Origin of the sequence: Nisaea sp. (assembly GCF_965216895.1) — a bacterium.
In the GTDB taxonomy this organism is placed as follows: Bacteria; Pseudomonadota; Alphaproteobacteria; order Thalassobaculales; family Thalassobaculaceae; genus Nisaea.
The window spans coordinates 3,952,561-3,968,899 of record NZ_OZ244205.1 but is presented as its reverse complement, the minus strand read 5'-3'; the positions used below and the strand labels follow the sequence as shown (position 1 = coordinate 3,968,899).

At 67.0% G+C, this 16,339-nt stretch carries 13 protein-coding genes; 8 read left to right on the top strand and 5 right to left on the bottom strand.

Annotation, left to right across the window (positions count from 1 at the left end):
- The first annotated feature begins 100 nt into the window (after positions 1–100).
- A complete protein-coding gene (locus ACOOE1_RS18860) occupies positions 101–1,705 on the top strand; it encodes a lysine--tRNA ligase (RefSeq protein WP_420403748.1) in 1,605 nt (534 codons plus the stop codon).
- 3 nt (positions 1,706–1,708) lie between these two features.
- On the opposite strand, the gene ACOOE1_RS18855 is transcribed toward ACOOE1_RS18860, so the two are convergent.
- Positions 1,709–3,487, bottom strand: a complete 1,779-nt coding sequence (locus ACOOE1_RS18855) for a flavin-containing monooxygenase (protein WP_420403747.1) — start codon at positions 3,485–3,487, stop codon at positions 1,709–1,711.
- A 161-nt stretch (positions 3,488–3,648) separates the two neighbouring features.
- Here ACOOE1_RS18855 and ACOOE1_RS18850 point away from each other — a divergent pair, with 161 nt between their 5' ends.
- Positions 3,649–4,860: a GTP-binding protein gene (locus ACOOE1_RS18850; RefSeq protein WP_420403746.1), complete on the top strand. Its 1,212-nt coding sequence runs from the start codon at positions 3,649–3,651 to the stop codon at positions 4,858–4,860.
- A 104-nt stretch (positions 4,861–4,964) separates the two neighbouring features.
- Complete coding sequence (gene folE2, locus ACOOE1_RS18845; protein ID WP_420403745.1) at positions 4,965–5,864, top strand: GTP cyclohydrolase FolE2; 900 nt, start codon at positions 4,965–4,967, stop codon at positions 5,862–5,864.
- A 26-nt stretch (positions 5,865–5,890) separates the two neighbouring features.
- Here the strand turns inward: folE2 and ACOOE1_RS18840 are convergent, their stop codons facing one another.
- Complete coding sequence (locus ACOOE1_RS18840) at positions 5,891–6,997, bottom strand: NAD(P)/FAD-dependent oxidoreductase (protein ID WP_420403744.1); 1,107 nt, start codon at positions 6,995–6,997, stop codon at positions 5,891–5,893.
- Between the two features lie 139 nt (positions 6,998–7,136).
- Entirely contained in the window at positions 7,137–9,917 is a 2,781-nt protein-coding gene (locus ACOOE1_RS18835) for an ATP-dependent DNA helicase (protein WP_420403743.1), read from the bottom strand.
- Between the two features lie 84 nt (positions 9,918–10,001).
- Here ACOOE1_RS18835 and ACOOE1_RS18830 point away from each other — a divergent pair, with 84 nt between their 5' ends.
- Together ACOOE1_RS18830 and ACOOE1_RS18825 are read left to right on the top strand one after the other, a co-directional pair.
- Positions 10,002–11,252 carry an adenylate/guanylate cyclase domain-containing protein gene (locus ACOOE1_RS18830; RefSeq protein ID WP_420403742.1) on the top strand — a complete coding sequence of 417 codons (1,251 nt, stop codon included), beginning with the start codon at positions 10,002–10,004 and terminating at the stop codon, positions 11,250–11,252.
- Complete coding sequence (locus ACOOE1_RS18825; RefSeq protein WP_420403741.1) at positions 11,249–11,710, top strand: Lrp/AsnC family transcriptional regulator; 462 nt, start codon at positions 11,249–11,251, stop codon at positions 11,708–11,710. The genes ACOOE1_RS18830 and ACOOE1_RS18825 overlap by 4 nt, the downstream gene beginning before the upstream one ends.
- 24 nt (positions 11,711–11,734) lie before the next feature.
- Here ACOOE1_RS18825 and ACOOE1_RS18820 read toward each other — a convergent pair whose 3' ends face one another.
- Positions 11,735–12,295: a hypothetical protein gene (locus tag ACOOE1_RS18820; RefSeq protein ID WP_420403740.1), complete on the bottom strand. Its 561-nt coding sequence runs from the start codon at positions 12,293–12,295 to the stop codon at positions 11,735–11,737.
- A gap of 211 nt (positions 12,296–12,506) precedes the next feature.
- Between ACOOE1_RS18820 and ACOOE1_RS18815 the strand changes: the two genes are divergently transcribed.
- Together ACOOE1_RS18815 and ACOOE1_RS18810 are read left to right on the top strand one after the other, a co-directional pair.
- Positions 12,507–13,118 carry a LysE family translocator gene (locus ACOOE1_RS18815; protein ID WP_420403739.1) on the top strand — a complete coding sequence of 204 codons (612 nt, stop codon included), beginning with the start codon at positions 12,507–12,509 and terminating at the stop codon, positions 13,116–13,118.
- 49 nt (positions 13,119–13,167) lie between these two features.
- Positions 13,168–14,031, top strand: coding sequence for a DMT family transporter (locus tag ACOOE1_RS18810; protein WP_420403738.1), 864 nt, complete (start codon positions 13,168–13,170; stop codon positions 14,029–14,031).
- On the opposite strand, the gene ACOOE1_RS18805 is transcribed toward ACOOE1_RS18810, so the two are convergent.
- Positions 14,028–14,918: a metallophosphoesterase family protein gene (locus ACOOE1_RS18805; RefSeq protein ID WP_420403737.1), complete on the bottom strand. Its 891-nt coding sequence runs from the start codon at positions 14,916–14,918 to the stop codon at positions 14,028–14,030. The genes ACOOE1_RS18810 and ACOOE1_RS18805 overlap by 4 nt on opposite strands.
- A gap of 34 nt (positions 14,919–14,952) precedes the next feature.
- Here ACOOE1_RS18805 and ACOOE1_RS18800 point away from each other — a divergent pair, with 34 nt between their 5' ends.
- The gene (locus ACOOE1_RS18800) at positions 14,953–16,335 is read left to right on the top strand and encodes an SLC13 family permease (protein ID WP_420403736.1); all 1,383 of its coding nucleotides are present in this window, start codon (positions 14,953–14,955) and stop codon (positions 16,333–16,335) included.
- The last annotated feature ends 4 nt before the right edge of the window (positions 16,336–16,339 follow it).

The window sequence follows — 16,339 nt, the reverse complement described above, 5'->3', positions numbered from 1 at the left end:
ACGGATTCGGTTTATCGAAAACCGCGATTCGGAATCGTTGACCTCGGCCCCGCTGGGCCCTAGCTTCCGCCGCACCAAGACAAATTCAAGGACACGAACAATGACCTCCCGTATTTCCACCGAGATCGCCGAGAACGCCCGCGCCTGGCCGTTCGAGGAAGCGCGTAAAATCGCCGCGCGGCTCGGGGGCAAGAAACCGGAGAAAGGTCATGTGATCCTTGAGACCGGCTACGGCCCCTCCGGCCTGCCCCATATCGGCACCTTCGGCGAGGTCTTCCGCACCACCATGGTGCGGCGCGCCTTCGAACTGCTGCGTCCGGACGTGCCGACCCGGCTGATCGCCTTCTCCGACGACATGGACGGTTTCCGCAAGGTCCCGACCAATCTGCCGAACCAGGAGATGCTGAAGCAGTATCTGAACAAGCCGCTGACCCAGGTTCCGGACCCGTTCGGCACACATGAGAGCTTCGGCGCCCACAACAACGCCCGGCTGCAGGCCTTCCTCGACGGTTTCGGCTTCCAGTACGAGTTCCTGTCCTCGACCGAGTGCTACAGGAGCGGCATGTTTGACGCCGCGCTGCTGGAAACGCTCCGGCGCTATGACGAGATCATGGCGATCATGCTGCCGACGCTCGGCAAGGAGCGGCAGGCGACCTATTCGCCCTTCCTGCCGGTCTGCCCGACCACCGGCAACGTCCTGCAGGTGCCGATCCTGGAGCGCAATGCCGATGCCGGCACCGTGGTCTACGAGGATCCGGAAAGCGGCGGGAAGGTCGAGGTTCCGGTCACCGGCGGGAACTGCAAGCTGCAGTGGAAGGCCGACTGGGCGATGCGCTGGCACGCCCTCGGCGTCGATTACGAGATGTCCGGCAAGGACCTGATCGACAGCGTGAAGCAGTCCTCGAAGATCTGCCGTGCGCTCGGATCGGCTCCGCCGGAAGGCTTCAACTACGAGCTCTTCCTCGACGAGAACGGCGAGAAGATCTCCAAGTCCAAGGGCAACGGTCTCTCGGTCGAGGACTGGCTGCGCTACGGCTCGCCGGAAAGCCTCTCGCTCTTCATGTTCCAGCATCCGAAGCGCGCCAAGCGGCTCTATTTCGACGTCATCCCGAAGAACACGGACGAGTATTTCCAGTTCCTCGACAAGCTCGAGGAGGAGACGGACGATGCCAAGAAGGTCGAGAACCCGACCTGGCACATCACCGAGGGCAAGGGCCGCGGCAATGCCGACCGGGTCCCGCTCAGCTTCGGCCTGCTGCTGAATCTCGCCTCGGTCTGCCATGCCGAGGACAAGGACGTGCTCTGGGGCTTCATCGCCCGCTACGCACCGGGCGCGACGCCGGAGAGCCACCCGACGCTGGACCGGCTCGCCGGCTATGCCGTGAACTACTATCAGGACTTCGCCCGCCCGGCGAAGCAGTACCGCGCGCCGAGCGAGGCGGAACGCGCCGCCTTCGAGGATCTCGTCACCGAGCTGAAGGCGCTGCCGGCGGAGGCCGACGCGGAGACCATCCAGACCCAGGTCTACGAGGTCGGGAAACGGCACGCCTTCGAGAACCTGCGCGACTGGTTCAAGGCGCTCTACCAGGTCCTGCTCGGCCAGGATCAGGGCCCGCGCTTCGGCTCCTTCATCGCGCTCTATGGCGTCGAGGAGACGGTGGCGCTGATCGAGAAAGCGCTGGCGGGCGAGAACCTCGCGGCGTGACGCCTAGCTGGCGCCGGAGCGCTCCGGCGCCAGTCCCACCAGCTCAGCCTTAATCGCCCGGGCGAGATATTTCGAATAGATCCGTCCCTGCGCGAATGACCCGCCGGTGTACCAGAGGCCGGGCTGCGGCGTCGGGGTCCACATGTTGTTCAGCTCCTGGATCTCCGGGTCGATGTCCCAGACCTTGCCGACCCGGTCCGCCACCTCGTCGCCAAAGAGGACGCGGGTCATGTGGTCCTGACCCTTGTAGCCGGTCGCGAGCACCACCAGGTCGGCCTCGCGCAGCGCCCCGTCCTTCATGCGCAAGCCCGCCGCCTCGAACCGATCGATATCGGCATACTGGATCAGGCCGATGCGGCCCGCCGCCATCAGGTCGGAGGCGCCGACATTGAAATAGTAGCCGCCGCCGCGCGTCCTGTATTTCAGCGGCCAGCCGGTGCCGCCCTCGCCGAAATCGAGCCGGAAGCCGACCTTCTCCAGCCCGTCGAGCAGCGGCTTGTCGATCTCCTTCACCCTGTCGGTGATGATCTTGTGGGCGATGCGGACCACCGGGAAGGGCGTCGCGACATTGATCAGGTCGCGGTCCTCGTGGCTCGGCCCCGCGCCCCAGTAGATCCCGTCATAGAGCTGCGCGCTCGGCTCGATGTTGACGATCAGGGTCGGGCTGCGCTGGATGATGGTGACCTCGGCCCCGTTGCCCTCGAGGTCCTGGGCGATGTCGTGCGCGCTGGTGCCGGTGCCGAAGATATAGACGCGCTTGCCCTTCCAGTCCCTGCCGGCGGAAAACTGGCTCGAATGCAGTACCGGCCCCTCGAAACGGTCGAGGGTCGGGATCTCGGGTACGTTCGGCGCGCCGCTGACGCTGGTCGCCATGACGATATGGCGCGGCCGCATGACACGCTCCGAACCGTCGGCGAGCTTCAGGCGCGCGGTCCAGCACTGCGCCGCCGCGTCCCACGCCGCGCCCTCGAAGCTGGTCTCGGTCCAGAAGTTGATGTCCATGGCATCGACATAGGACTCGAGCCAGTTGGCGATGCGGTCCTTCGGGATGTAGGTCGGCCAGCCCTCCGGGAAGCGCATGTAGGGCAGGTGGTTGCTGTGGATATAGTTGTGCAGCCGGAGGCCGTGATAGCGCAGGCGCCAATTGTCCCCGACGCGCTTCATCCGGTCGACCACCAGCGTGTCGATATCGAGCCGCACGCACCTAGCCGCCGCCGTCAGCCCGGCATGGCCGCCGCCGACGATGAGGACTTCCGGGTCGCGGTCCGCATAGGCGCGCGCCGTCGCTCGCTTGTCCGCCCAGTTGGGCCCGTGGAAGTTCGGATTGAAGGCAGGGTCGTCCTTCTCCTCGAAGATGCGGGCCTCCTCGTAGCCCTTCAGGTCTTCCAGCGTGGTCGCAAAGACCCAGGCCTTCGGCGTATCCGACGGATATTTCAGGCGCACGAGACCGAGACCGACGCCCTTGACGGTCTCGAAAGAGAGGATCGCCTCGATCACGGACAAGCCCGCCCGGTCGACAATGCCCGGCGGCGCGTGCCCCTCGGCGACGGAGAGCGGCCCGAGGCCTTCACCGGTTGCTTCGGCGGCCAGCCGTTCCGCGATCGCGGGGCCGCCGGAGACCGTCCTCTGACGCCCGGAGAGGATAAGGATGTCACGCCAGTAGCTGTCCGTCTCGAAGAGTGTTTCCAGCTTTCCTGCGTCGCCGGCCGCCAGCGCCGCGTTGACGCCGGCCAGCCAGTCTTCAAGCGCCGCCGTGACGGCACCGTCTGCCATCAGGTTCATCCGACATCCTCCCGTTATACTTTTCGAAAAGACTAGGACCCGCCGGGAATCCTGTAAACGCGGGTGGAAGGCGATTTCACGCCTCGGCGAGAGTCGGGTTGCGACGGAGGGCCAGTAAATCGTATATGTTATGTTATAACATTTTATATCCGGAGACTCCCGTGACCGACAAACGCCTTCCCGTGACCGTGCTGTCCGGATTCCTCGGCGCCGGCAAGACGACCCTGCTGAACCGCATCCTGAACAATCGCGAGGGCCGCCGCGTCGCCGTGATCGTCAACGACATGTCGGAAGTGAACATCGACGCGGACCTGGTGCGCGCCGGCGGGGCCGAACTCAGCCATACGGACGAGACGCTGGTGGAAATGTCGAACGGCTGCATCTGCTGCACGCTGCGCGACGATCTCCTGGTCGAGGTTCGCCGGCTTTGCGAGGAAGGCCGCTTCGACTATCTGCTGATAGAGTCGACCGGCATCGCAGAACCGCTGCCGGTCGCCGCGACCTTCGAGTTCCGCGACGAGGAGGGCCGCAGCCTCTCCGACCTCGCCCGGCTGGACAGCATGGTGACCGTGGTCGATGCGGTGAACCTGCCGAAGGATTTCGCCAGCCACGACGCGCTCGCCGACCGGGGCGAGACCCTCGGCGAAGAGGACGAGCGCACCCTCGTCCATCTTCTGACCGACCAGATCGAGTTCGCCGACCTCGTCGTCATCAACAAGGCGGGCGATGCCGGGCCGCAGGGGCTTCGTGCCGCGCGGCAGATCGTGCGCAGTCTGAACGGCGATGCCGAGATCATCGAGACCGATTTCGCGGAGGTACCGGCCGACGCGATCCTCGATACCGGCCGCTTCGATTTCGACAAGGCGCACGAACATCCGCTCTGGCTGAAGGAGCTCTACGGGTTCGGCGATCATGTGCCGGAGACGGAGGAATACGGTATCGCTTCCTTCGTCTACCGGGCGCGACGGCCGTTCGATCCGGCGGAGATCCACGAGCTTCTGAACGGTCCGCTGCCCGGCGTGATCCGCGCCAAGGGGCATTTCTGGATCGCCACCCGGCCGGAATGGGTGGCCGAGTTCTCCCTCGCGGGCGCGCTGACCAGCACCAGTCCGCTTGGCACCTGGTGGGCCGCCGTGCCGAAGGAGCGCTGGCCGGAGCACGCGCAGTTCCGGAGCTACATGCGGGACAACTGGGCCGAGCCCTTCGGTGACCGGCGACAGGAGATCGTCTTCATCGGCGCCGGCATCGACTGGGCGATGCTGAAGGACCAGCTCGACGCCTGCCTGGTGCCGGACGAACAATGCGGAGACTTGCGCGCGCTCGCCGCCCTGCCCGATCCGTTTCCGCGCTGGGAGAAGGCCGACGCCGCCTGACCCGGCGACGGAGCTGGAAACGCACATCCCTTGGATGCCTCCACCGGACGAACGGTCCTCCCGGACACTCGGCCTGAAAATCGCCAAACCTGACGGAACCGGACATGACTGCAGCCCTTCCCGATGTCTCTCGCACGGACACCGCCGCCGTTCACGGCCACCTGGAATGGGTGGGCATGCAGGGCATCGATTTGCCCATCCCGGTGAACGAACCCGAATGCCGCCGCGAAGTCCATGCGCGGGTCGACACCCAGGTCGACCTTCCCGTGCCGGACGCCAAGGGCATTCACGTGTCGAGGCTCTATCGCCTGCTCGACACACTGTCGGAGGAAGGAGCACTCGCGCCAGATCGACTGAAGGACCTGCTCGGCCGCATGATCGAGAGCCACCGCGACTGCGCCACGCGGAACGCGCGGATCCGCATTGCCTTCGAACTGCTTATCCGCCGTCCGGCACTGGTGACGGAAGGCCTCTCCGGCTGGAAATCCTACCCCGTGCGGATCGACGCGGCTCTGCTCGGGGACGTCTATCGCTGTCGGGTCGAGGTAAAGGTCGGCTACTCGTCGACATGTCCCTGCTCGGCCGCATTGTCACGCCAGGTGGTGGAACGCGGCTTCCTCGACGCGTTCGGCGCTCATGACAGCGTATCACCGGCGGACGTGGCAGGATGGCTTCGCCAGAACGCGTCGATGGCCACACCGCACAGCCAGCGCAGCGAGGCACGGGTCACGGTCGAACTTCCGGACAGCGCCCCCCGCATGGGCCTCATGGATCTCATTGATCGGGTCGAGGCCGCCGTGGGCACGCCTCTCCAGACTGCGGTGAAACGCGCGGACGAACAAGCCTTCGCCGCGCTCAACGGGCAGAACCTGATGTTCGTCGAGGATGCCGCCCGGCGGATCGAGGCCGCGCTCGGAGACTACCGTCAGCCGCAGGTCCGTGTGTGGCATGTCGAGAGCCTGCATCCGCACGACGCGGTCGCATGGTCGTCGCCGGCACGATGACGGCGGCATCCACCGGAAGAACCTCTCTAACCGAGCTTTTCCATCACCTTCTCCGCGATCGCCAGCGAGGAGGTGAGGCCGGGAGACTCGATGCCGTAGAGATTGACCAGCCCCGCGACGCCGTGCTCCGCCGGGCCCTGGATCATGTAATCGGCGGCGGGCTCGCCGGGAGCCTGGATCTTCGGACGGATTCCTGAATAGGCGGGCGTCAGGCTGTCGTCCGGCAGGCCAGGCCAGTATTTGCGCACGGCGGTGTAGAAACTGTCGGAGCGGCGTGGATCGACGTCGTAGTCGATTTCATCGATCCATTCGACATCGGGGCCGAAGCGGGCCTGTCCGCCGAGATCGAGCGTCAGGTGCACGCCGAGCCCGGCCGCTTCCGGCGCCGGATAGATCAGGCTCTTGAACGGCGCCGAGCAGCCGGTGAGCTGGTAGTAGTTGCCCTTGCAGAAATGCTGCGGCGGGATCCTGTCCGCCGGGAACCCCGCGAGATGGCGCATGATGGTCTGGCTGTGCAGACCGCCGGCCACCACCACGGTCTTCGCCAGCATGTTCATGCCGTGCAGGCCGCCGACATGCAGCTCGATGCCATCTTCCGTCACCTTGCCGCCCTCGAGCGGCGCCATGAAGGCGATCATGCCGCCATGTTCCTCGAGATCGCCCTGCAGGGCGAGCATATAGGCATGGCTGTCGATCACTCCGGTCGAGGGCGACCAGAGCGCGGTGACGCAGCGCAGCTCCGGCTCGCGCGCCGTCACCTCGTTATGGGAGAGGAATTCCAAATCGTACACGCCGTTCTGCTCGGCGCGTTCCTTGATCTGCTGCAGCGCGGGGATCTGGTCTTCCGACGTGGCGACGATCAGCTTGCCCATCCTGCTGTAGGGCACGCCGTGGCTCTCGACATAGTCGTAGAGCAGGTGCTTGCCGCGCACGCAGACCTCGGCCTTCAGGCTGCCCGGCGGGTAGTAGATCCCGGCATGGATGACCTCGGAATGGCGCGAGCTGGTCTCGGAGCCGATCAGATCGTGCTGCTCCAGTACGATGACGTCGCGCCCGGCCATCGCCAGCGCCCGTGCTGCCGCGAGCCCGACCACACCCGCTCCGACCACCACCGCATCTACCGCTTCGCTCACGCGTTTCCTCCTGCCTTCTTCTCCCCGATCGCCCGCATCCCGGCCGATGAACCGGGATCTTTCGACTCTCTGACGCGCCCTACGATCAGGAGATCCCGGATCAGGTCCGGGATGACGATCTTGATTGCAATGTATGGGGTTAGAACGGCACCTCGTCCGCGTCAATCGGCTCGGCCGGAACGGGTGCCGTCCCGAAAAAGCCACGGGTCTCGGCGACCGCTTCGGCGAGCCCGCAGCGCCGGACCTCGACGCCCTCGGGAAAGGCCCCCAGCAGCCGCGAGGGCATCATCGGATCGAGCAGCACGAAGACGCCGCGATCGTCCGCCCGGCGCACCAGACGGCCGAAGGCCTGCTTCAGCTTCAGGCGCGTCAGCATATCGGTATAGGCGCCGCCGCCGAAGGCCGAACGCCGCGCCTTGTAGAGGATGTCCGGGCGTGGCCAGGGCACCCGGTCGAAGACGATGAGGCGGAGCGAGTTGCCCGGCACGTCGACCCCGTCGCGCACCGCGTCGGTGCCGAGCAGGCAGGCATTCTCCTCGGCGCGGAAAATATCGATCAGGGTGGTGAGGTCGAGTCCGTCGACATGCTGGGCATAGAGCGGCAGGTCGGCTTCGTCGATCTCGCCGCCGATCCGCCGGTGCACCTCGCGCAGCCGCTGGATCGCGGTGAACAGGCCGAGCGCGCCGCCGCCGGAGGCGAGGAAAAGCTCCCGGTAGGCCGCCGCGACCTGCGCCATGTCGTCCTTGCGCACATCGTTGACGATGAAGACCCGGGTCTGGGCCGGATAGTCGAAGGGCGAGACGACCGCTGCACGGACCGGCGGCGCCTCGAGCCAGATGGCGCCGGTGCGCTCCTCGGCCGCCTGCCAGTCGCGGTGCTCCTCGCCGGTACCGTCACGCAGGGTGGCGGAGGTCATCAGCACGCCCTGGGCCTGCTTCACGACGGTCTCGGCGAACGGCCTGCCCGGATCAATCCAGTGCCGGTGCAAGCCGATATCCATGTCGCGGCCGTCGCTCCGCTCGATCTCGAACCAGTCGACGAAGGCCTCCGGCGTCTCGTGCGCCAGCGCCTTCAGCATGTCGCGCCACGCGCCGAGGGTCATCTCGCCGCGCCGCTGCAGGGAGCGCGCGACCGCCTCGATGCGCAGCCGGATCGCGCTCTCCAGCTCGTCCGCATCCTCGTCCAGCCGGTCCTCTAGCCGCTTCTTCAGCTGCTTGATCGGCGTCAGGATGCGCGCCAGCGCGGCATCCAGCGCCTCGGCCGCCTCCAGCAAACCGTCCACCGGCGGGTGGGTCCCGGTCTGCATCGAATAGGGACTGTCGGGATGGTCGGTGCGGGCATAGACCTGGGTTCTCACCAGGGTCAGAAACCGTTCCGTCTCGCCCCTGCTCTCGCCCTCCGCGATCCGCGCCATCCAGCCCTCGCCCGGCAGCACCCGGGCGGCTTGAAGCGCGGCTTCAAGCGCCTCCAGCGCGTCCTCGTCGTCGGCGATCAGGTCCTCGACCCGCTTCTTCAGGCCCCGCGCCCGGCCCGAGCGACGGCCCTCGGCGCCGATCAGCCAGCGCCGGAGCTCCACTGTCTCGATCGCCGTCAGATGCGCCGAGAAAGCGCTGTCCGCGGCGTCGAACACGTGATGGCCCTCGTCGAACACATAGCGGGTCGGCAGCGCGCCGTCGTCGGTCCCGCCGAGCGCCGCCTGGATCATCACCAGCGCGTGGTTCGCCACCACGATCTCGGCGCGGCGGGCGCGGCGGATGGATTTCTCGATGTAGCATTTGGAATAATGCGGGCAGGCGGAATAGATGCACTCGCCGCGCCGGTCCGCGAGCCCGACAGTCCGCCCGCGCCCGAGCAGGTCGGCGAGCCAGGCCGGGAAGTCGCCGCCCTGCACGTCGCCGTCCCGCGTCGCCTCGGCCCAGCGCGCCATCAGGCCGAGCGCGGTGCCGTATTGCGGCATGGTCGGCAGCGTGTTCACCGCCTCTTCCAGATTGAGCAGACAAAGGTAATTCTCCCGCCCCTTGCGCACCACCGCCTTCAGCGCCTTGCGCACCGGATCGGGATAGAGCCGGTCGAGCTCGCTGTCGATCTGGTGCTGCAGGTTGCGGGTATAGGTCGAGACCCAGACGGCGCCCTCGTTCTTCTCCGCCCAGACACTGGCCGGCGCGATATAACCGAGGGTCTTGCCGACGCCGGTTCCGGCCTCGGCAAGCACCACATTCGGGCGCCGCTCCTCGTCGCGCGGGGTGAAGGCGAAGGCGGCGGCGGAAGCGTAATCCGCCTGGCTCGGCCGGGCTTCCGCACCGCCGCCAAGCAGATCCTTCAGCCGCGCCCGCGCCTCGTCCTCCAGCACCGGTCTGTTGCCCGCCGGCGGTTCCGGCGCGTGCTCCGACCATTCCTCCAGCCGGCGCCAGACCTGCAGCCCGCTCGGCCGGACCGGTCCCGGCGGCGGCAGGTCTCCGGCGCCGAGCGCGTGCAGCACCGCCTCGCCCCAGGCCCAGCCGCAATTGCGCATCGTTTCGGCGATCGGCCGCGCGCTCGGATCGCGCTCCCGCCCGGCGAGTTCGGCAAGCAGAGCCGCCGCCGCATCGCGCAGCACCAACGCCTCATCCTCGTGATCCTTCGGCGGGGCGAGATGCAGGGCCTCGGCAAGCCCGCGCGGCGTCGGCAGGCAGAAGGCGGCGGGGCGCACGAAGGCGAAGAGCTCCAATACGTCCACCGCGGCGAATCCGTCGAGCCGCAGGCGGCGCACGATCGCGCGGGCATGGGCGACGAGGCAGGGACCGGCGCGCAGGCGGAGCGCGGCCTCGTCGTGCGAAATCTCTTCGAGATCGCCGTCCACGCCGAGCCAGACTGCGACGCGGGGCGCGAGCACGAGGCTCGGCAGGTCGGGCAGGCGGATCTGGCGTTCGGGGACGGTCATCCCCACCCTTTATCAAGGCGGCGGCGGGTTTGCCAGAAGTGCGTGGAGCCTGCATTCTGTCGCCGGGCGAGGCGAGGACGACGAATGCAAGAGAACAGGCCGGTGACGGATGCGAGAGCCATGGAGCTGATCCAGTGGCTGGTCCACCAGTCCTGGGAGAAAGTGTCGAACGAACAGCTTGTCGCGGCAACCGCGGAACGCCTCGTTGCGGCAGGTCTGCCGCTCGACCGCTGCCGGGTCGCGATGTACACGCTGCATCCCGAAACCGGATCGCTGATGTTCGACTGGGACCGCGCGGACAACCGGCCCGACGCGGGCCTGCGCCACGAGATCGCCTATTCGAAGGACGAATCGGAGGAGTGGAAGGCGAGCCCGCTGCGCCACATGATGGCGACCGGCACGCTGAGGATGCGGCGGCGGCTGACCGGACCGGACGCTCAGCTCGACTTCACCGCGCTCGCCGAGTTCCGCGACGAGGGGTTCACGGATTATTACGCCTGCATGTTCGGCGGCAGGGAAGCCCTGCGTCTGATCCGCGAGGGCGAGCGCAGTTGCGGCGCCATCCTGCGCTGGTCGAGCCGGCACCCCGACGGTTTCTCCGAGCGCGACATCGAACTGATCGACGCCATCGTCCCTGCCCTCACCTCGGCGATACAGGCCCATCTCGACCAGGAGATCGCCCGCAACCTGCTGGACGCCTATGTCGGCCCGCTGGTCGGCGGACGGATCCTGAAGGGCGAGATCCGGCGCGGCATGGCGGAAAGCATCAATGCCGCCCTGATGATCGCCGACCTGACCGACTTCACCAGCGTCAGCGACATCGTCTCGAAGGAGGCGATGGTCTCCGCCCTCAACCGCTATTTCGACGTCATGCTGGAGCCGGTGCACGACGCCGGCGGCCAGGTGCTGAAATTCCTCGGCGATGGCTTCCTCGCCATTTTCCCCCTGGAACCCGGGCGGGAGGCGGAGACCGCCGGCAAGGCGCTTGGCGCGGCGAAGGCCGCGCTGGCGGCGGTCGACGAGCTTGCCGAGACGGAGGCCGATCTGGAGCGCCCCGCCATGGGGCTCAACGTGGCGCTGCATCTGGGCGAGGTCATGTTCGGCAATGTCGGCTCGCGCAACCGGCTCGACTTCACCGTGATCGGCCCGGCGGTGAACGAGGCGAGCCGGATGGAGAGCCTGTGCCGCTCGCTCGGCACCGACATCATCCTCTCCGAGACCATCGCCAGGCTGCTGCCGGGACGCACCCGGCTGCTGACCCGCACCGAGCTGCGCGGCGTGAAGGGCGAACGCGCGCTCTACGCTCCCGCAGATCCCGTGAAAGCCGCCGAATGACCGACCCCCGCCTCGACGAGACCGACCGCGCGATCCTCGACTACATCCAGCGCCACGGGCGCGCCGGCTATGCCGAGATCGGCGCCCATGCCGGCCTCTCCGTATCGGCCGTGAACGAGCGGCTTAAGAAGCTGCAGGCCGCCGGCGCGATCCGCGGCTACGGCGCGGTGCTGGAACCGACCGCGGTCGGGCTCGAGGTGCTCGCCTATGTCTCGGTGCTGATCGACTGGAGCGCGCACAACGCCTCCTTCCTCGAAGCCGTGCTGGCGATGCCGGAGGTGCTCGAATGCCACCACGTGACCGGCGACTGGTCCTACCTGCTGAAGATCCGCACCCGCTCCAACGACGCGCTGGAGGACGTGATCTCCAATCGCATCAAGCTGCTGCCGGGCGTGACCCGCAGCCAGACGGTGATCGCGCTGAAATCGCCGAAGGAAAGCGCGGTCCTGCCGGTGTGACGGTTGGGGTGACGGCCCTTATGCTCACTTCTTCTCCACGAACTCCTTCAGCGGCCCCATGCTGGTGACCGCGCCGCCGTCCGGCGTGCTCCAGATCCCGAAGAACATCGGCCCGAGTTCGGTGGTGACGGTCGTGATCGCGGCGGAGCCCTTGCCGGGTTCGTTCTTGGTCGCGATGTCCTGACGCTGTCCGTTGACCGAGGCCGCGAAGCCGGCGGAGACGCGGTCGAGCCATTCTTCGGCGGCGCCGAAATCCACGCGTTCCGCCTGGAAGGCGCATTTCAGCCGTCCCGGACGGGAATCGCGGAGAAGTATCAGTTTCCGTCCTTCGGGACCGAACATCGTCCAGCGCGTCGTTTCCGGCCCGACCTCCGGCTTGATGTGCCGGCCCGCGATCTCGTCCACGGCGGCGGAGATCTTCTCCAGATCGTAACCCGGCTGCTGCAGACACAATCTCTCGGCGGTCGAAATGGCATTGTATCCGGAGGGGTCGGGCGACACGGCCTGCGCGGCCACGGGGATGAAAAGCAGGAATGAAAAAGCAAAGATTGCGGCTGCCTGGCGATGCAGGTTGAAAACGGTCAAAACGAACTCCGCTGGCTTCGGCGGCCCTCTACGGCCACACAAGCTTACAAGGGATTGCAACGTCGCTCCCCGACGTCTCTGCCGGGGGCCCGCCATATCCGGAGACTGACGGCAAACCGGCGCGAGTGTGTTTCGGCCGGCCACGCTTCTCTCATGTGTGTCTCACGATCCAGAATAGCAAGAAATCCCGCAGTTTGGGAGGACTGCCCAAATGTTTCCGACGCTCGACGGCGTGCTCGCCATGCTCGCCATGGCCTTTCCGCTGATGGGCAGCCCGGGCCCGGCCATCGTCGCGATCACCGCAAACGGCGCCGCTTTCGGGATTCGCTCCAGCCTGCCCTTCCTGTCCGGTATCTATGCCGGCGTCTTCGTCGTGCTCTGCCTCACCGCAAGCGGCGTGACCGGACTCCTCCTCGCCCTGCCCGGCGTCGCCCCGGTCCTGGTGATGGCCGCGGTACTCTACATGGTCTATCTCGCCTACCGGATCGCCACCGCGCCGCCCCCCGGCATGCACGGGACGGACGACCGGGATCCGCCGGGCTTTGGCGCCGGTGTCCTCGTCGCGCTGATCAATGTGAAGGCCTACACGGTCTTCACCGCACTCTATGCCGGCAATGTCCTGATCGAGGCCGACCCGATCCGGGACACGCTGGCCAAGCTCGCGTTCCTCACCTGCGTCATGCTGTTCGTGAACGGATCCTGGCTCGTTTTCGGCGGGCTCTTCGCCAACCTGATCCGCTCGCCGAAGATCGGACGCGCCTTCAACATCACCATGGCGGTCCTGCTGCTGGTCTCGGTTGCGCTTGCGGTGATCCCCCGGTGAGGCGCTAGGGTAGGGTACTGACCCATACGCCGCCGATTGGACCGGCCCCGTGCATTTCATCCTGTTCGCGCTCTCCGCCCTGATCTGGGGCACCGGGGCCTATGTGACGACGCTCCAGGCCGGGCCGGTTCCGGTCCCGGTTTCCGTCGCCTACCGCATGCTGCTGCTGGCGGTCTGCATGCTCGTCGTCATCCTGGCCACGCGGACAAGGCTCAGCATCGAAAGAGAGCACATACCCTGGATCGCGGCCCACGCCGCGACCTTCTTCGCGCTTAATTTCATCTGTTTCTACACCTCGACACACTACATCCCGAGCGGGGTTGCGACGCTCGCACTCTCCACCTCTCCGATCTTCGCGACCATCCTCTCTTTCCTGCTGTTCCGCGATGCCATCCCCCTGCGCGCCATCGCCGGGATGGTGCTCGGAATGGCCGGCCTCGCCCTGATCGTCGCTCCGGATATTGCCCGGCTCGATGCCGGCGGCGCGGTGATCCGGGGCATGCTCTGGGCGCTCGGCGCGTCGCTCGGCACCGCGATCGGCACCATCATCGGCGCTCGCAATCACCGCCGGGGCCTGTCCGCCTACACCGTGAATTTCTGGGGCGGGATCGGCGGTGCGGGGATCTGTTTCGCCATCGCGCTCGCTGGCGGCATGGAGATCATCATCGAACCGACCCTGCGGTATCTCGGTTCGCTCGCCTATCTCGGCGTCGTCGCCTCGGCAGGCGCCTTCCTGATCTTCTTCGCGCTGGTGGCGCGGGTCGGTCCCGGACGGGCTGCCTATACTTTCACCACGGTTCCCGTTGTGGCGCTGGTCATGTCGGTCCTGTTCGAGGACGTCGCGCTCGGCCCTCTGATGATCGCAGGGGCGGCAATGATCCTGACCGGCAACGTGCTGGTTCTGCGGCGCTAGCCGGAGCGGCGGCGTTCTTCTTCCAGCGCACGCGCATCCCAGGCCTGGACGAAGCGCATCTGGCCCGAATTGATCTCGAGCGCGGTCAGCACCCCGGTGTTCACCGCGCCGGTATCGATGCCGATCCTGTGATCGTGCACCAGCGGCTCGCCATGGTTCCATTCCACCGTGTGGCCGTGCACCACGGTCAGTTCGAACGGCCAGATTTCGGGATTGAGAAACGGATCGCGGATCCAGCACAGAGTCTTCAGGGTCTGGTTGTTCAACGGCTGGCGCGGATCGATCCCCGCATGGACGAAGAGGTAGTCGTCGACCCGATAGGTCACCGACATGGACAGGATGAACTCGAGCACCGGGTCCGGCAGGCGCCGCCGCGTCTGCAGGATCATGTCGCGCGCTCCGACGACCCGGGTGATGCCGAAACTGCGCCAGGTCGCCTCGCCGCCATTGGCGCCCCAGAAGCGCAGGTCGTCATCATCGAGACTGCCGTCTACCGCCTGCCGCAGCCAGTAATCGTGGTTGCCGATCAGGCAGACATCCTTCACCGGCCGCTTCGTGAAGGCGCCGAGACCGCCCATCGCGAGACCGAGCACTTCGAGACTGTTCGGTCCCCGGTCGATCAGGTCGCCGATCAGGATCGCCGTGACCTGCTCCGGCTTCAGCCGCGCGATATCCTCCGCGACGGCCTCGAAGAGTGCGGTCAGCAGATCGGCCCGTCCGTGCACGTCGCCGATGGCGATCACCATGTGGCCGTTGGCGACGGGGCGCGGCACTTCGCGCCATTCGTAGCGGTGGATTTCAGATTGCGGGTTCAGAAGCCGCTCCTGCAGGTTATGATCGGCGCCGTCATCCGGGCCGGCGCCACGCGACTGTCCATTGGGCAACAATGCGGATTCTCTGTCTAGGGATCAATTTGCCGCCATGCAGCTACCCGACCCGAACAACGTCAGCCCGCGCCCCCTGCTCCTCGGCGCCGCGCTATTCACAGTTCTGCTCCTTTTGCCGCCTCCGGGCGACCTCCCTCTCCCGGCCTGGCGCACCGTCGCGGTCGCGGTGCTGATGGCGGTCTGGTGGATCGGTGAGGCGCTACCGCTCCCGGCGACGGCGCTGCTGCCGATCCTGCTCTTCCCGTTGCTCGGAATCGCGGAGCTCCATCAGGCAGCGTCGCCCTACGCGCATCCGGTGGTGTTCCTCTTTCTCGGCGGCTTCCTCCTCGGCGCGGCGATCACCGCTTCGGGTCTGCATGCCCGACTCTCCGCCGTCATCCTGCACTGCACGGGAACGGGCAGCCGGCAACTGGTCGCAGGCTTCCTCATCGCCGGCGCCCTGCCCTCCATGTGGATCAGCAACACGGCGAGCGCGATCATGCTGCTGCCCGTCGCCCGGTGGGTGATGGACGGAGCGCCCACGAGGCTGCGCAAGGCACTGCTGCTGTCGGTCGCCTATGGCTGTTCGATCGGCGGGCTCGCGACCCTGATCGGCACCCCTCCGAACGCCATGCTTGCGGCCTTTCTCGACAGCAATTACGGCACGGCGCTCGGCTTCGCCAGCTGGCTGGCGATCGGTTTGCCCGTCTCGGCCGCGATGCTCGCGCTTGCCTGGCTCGTGCTGACCCGGCTCGCCTTCGGCCCACTGGAAGCCCTGCAGTCGGAGACGCTGCCGCATCCGGGGCCGATGAGCGCGCGCGAGAAACGGGTCGCCCTGCTGCTCGCCGCCGCCGCGCTTGCCTGGGTCTTCCGGCCTTTTCTCGCTGTCTGGTTCCCAGCGGTCAGCGATACGGCGATCGCGATCGCGGCGGGACTTCTCCTCTTTGCCGTCCCCGCCGGATCGGAGAAACGTGCGCTTCTGACCTGGGACGAGGCGCGCGCGATCCACTGGGGCATTCTGCTGCTGTTCGGAGGCGGGCTGTCGCTCGCGGGGGCTCTCACCGAGAGCGGGCTCGCGGCCGCGCTGGCCGGGAGCCTTTCCACGCTGGTCGGCTATCTGCCGGTCGAACTCGCGGCCGGCTTCGGCGCCGGCATCGTCCTGTCCGCCACCGAGCTTGCCAGCAACACCGCCTCGGCCGCCGCTTTCCTGCCGATCGCGGCCGAACTCGCCGAGCCGATCGGCCTGCCCCTGCTGGCGATGCTGGCACCGGTGACGCTGGCGGCGAGCTGCGCCTTCATGATGCCGGTCGCAACGCCGCCGAACGCCATCGTCTTCGCCGCCGGCGGCCTGCGCGTCGCCGACATGGCACGGGCCGGGCTCTGGATGAATGCCGGCGCGGTCATGTTGCTGACCGCGCTCGGCTGGGTGCTTGTCTGAGGCG

Bases quoted from the DNA above. Each gene is read 5' to 3' on its own strand.
- folE2 (WP_420403745.1), top strand. From the start codon at position 4,965: ATGACTGCAGCCCTTCCCGATGTCTCTCGCACGGACACCGCCGCCGTT.
- ACOOE1_RS18860 (WP_420403748.1), top strand. From the start codon at position 101: ATGACCTCCCGTATTTCCACCGAGATCGCCGAGAACGCCCGCGCCTGG.
- ACOOE1_RS18830 (WP_420403742.1), top strand. From the start codon at position 10,002: ATGCAAGAGAACAGGCCGGTGACGGATGCGAGAGCCATGGAGCTGATC.
- ACOOE1_RS18815 (WP_420403739.1), top strand. From the start codon at position 12,507: ATGTTTCCGACGCTCGACGGCGTGCTCGCCATGCTCGCCATGGCCTTT.
- ACOOE1_RS18855 (WP_420403747.1), bottom strand. From the start codon at position 3,487: ATGAACCTGATGGCAGACGGTGCCGTCACGGCGGCGCTTGAAGACTGG.
- ACOOE1_RS18835 (WP_420403743.1), bottom strand. From the start codon at position 9,917: ATGACCGTCCCCGAACGCCAGATCCGCCTGCCCGACCTGCCGAGCCTC.
- ACOOE1_RS18800 (WP_420403736.1), top strand. From the start codon at position 14,953: ATGCAGCTACCCGACCCGAACAACGTCAGCCCGCGCCCCCTGCTCCTC.
- ACOOE1_RS18825 (WP_420403741.1), top strand. From the start codon at position 11,249: ATGACCGACCCCCGCCTCGACGAGACCGACCGCGCGATCCTCGACTAC.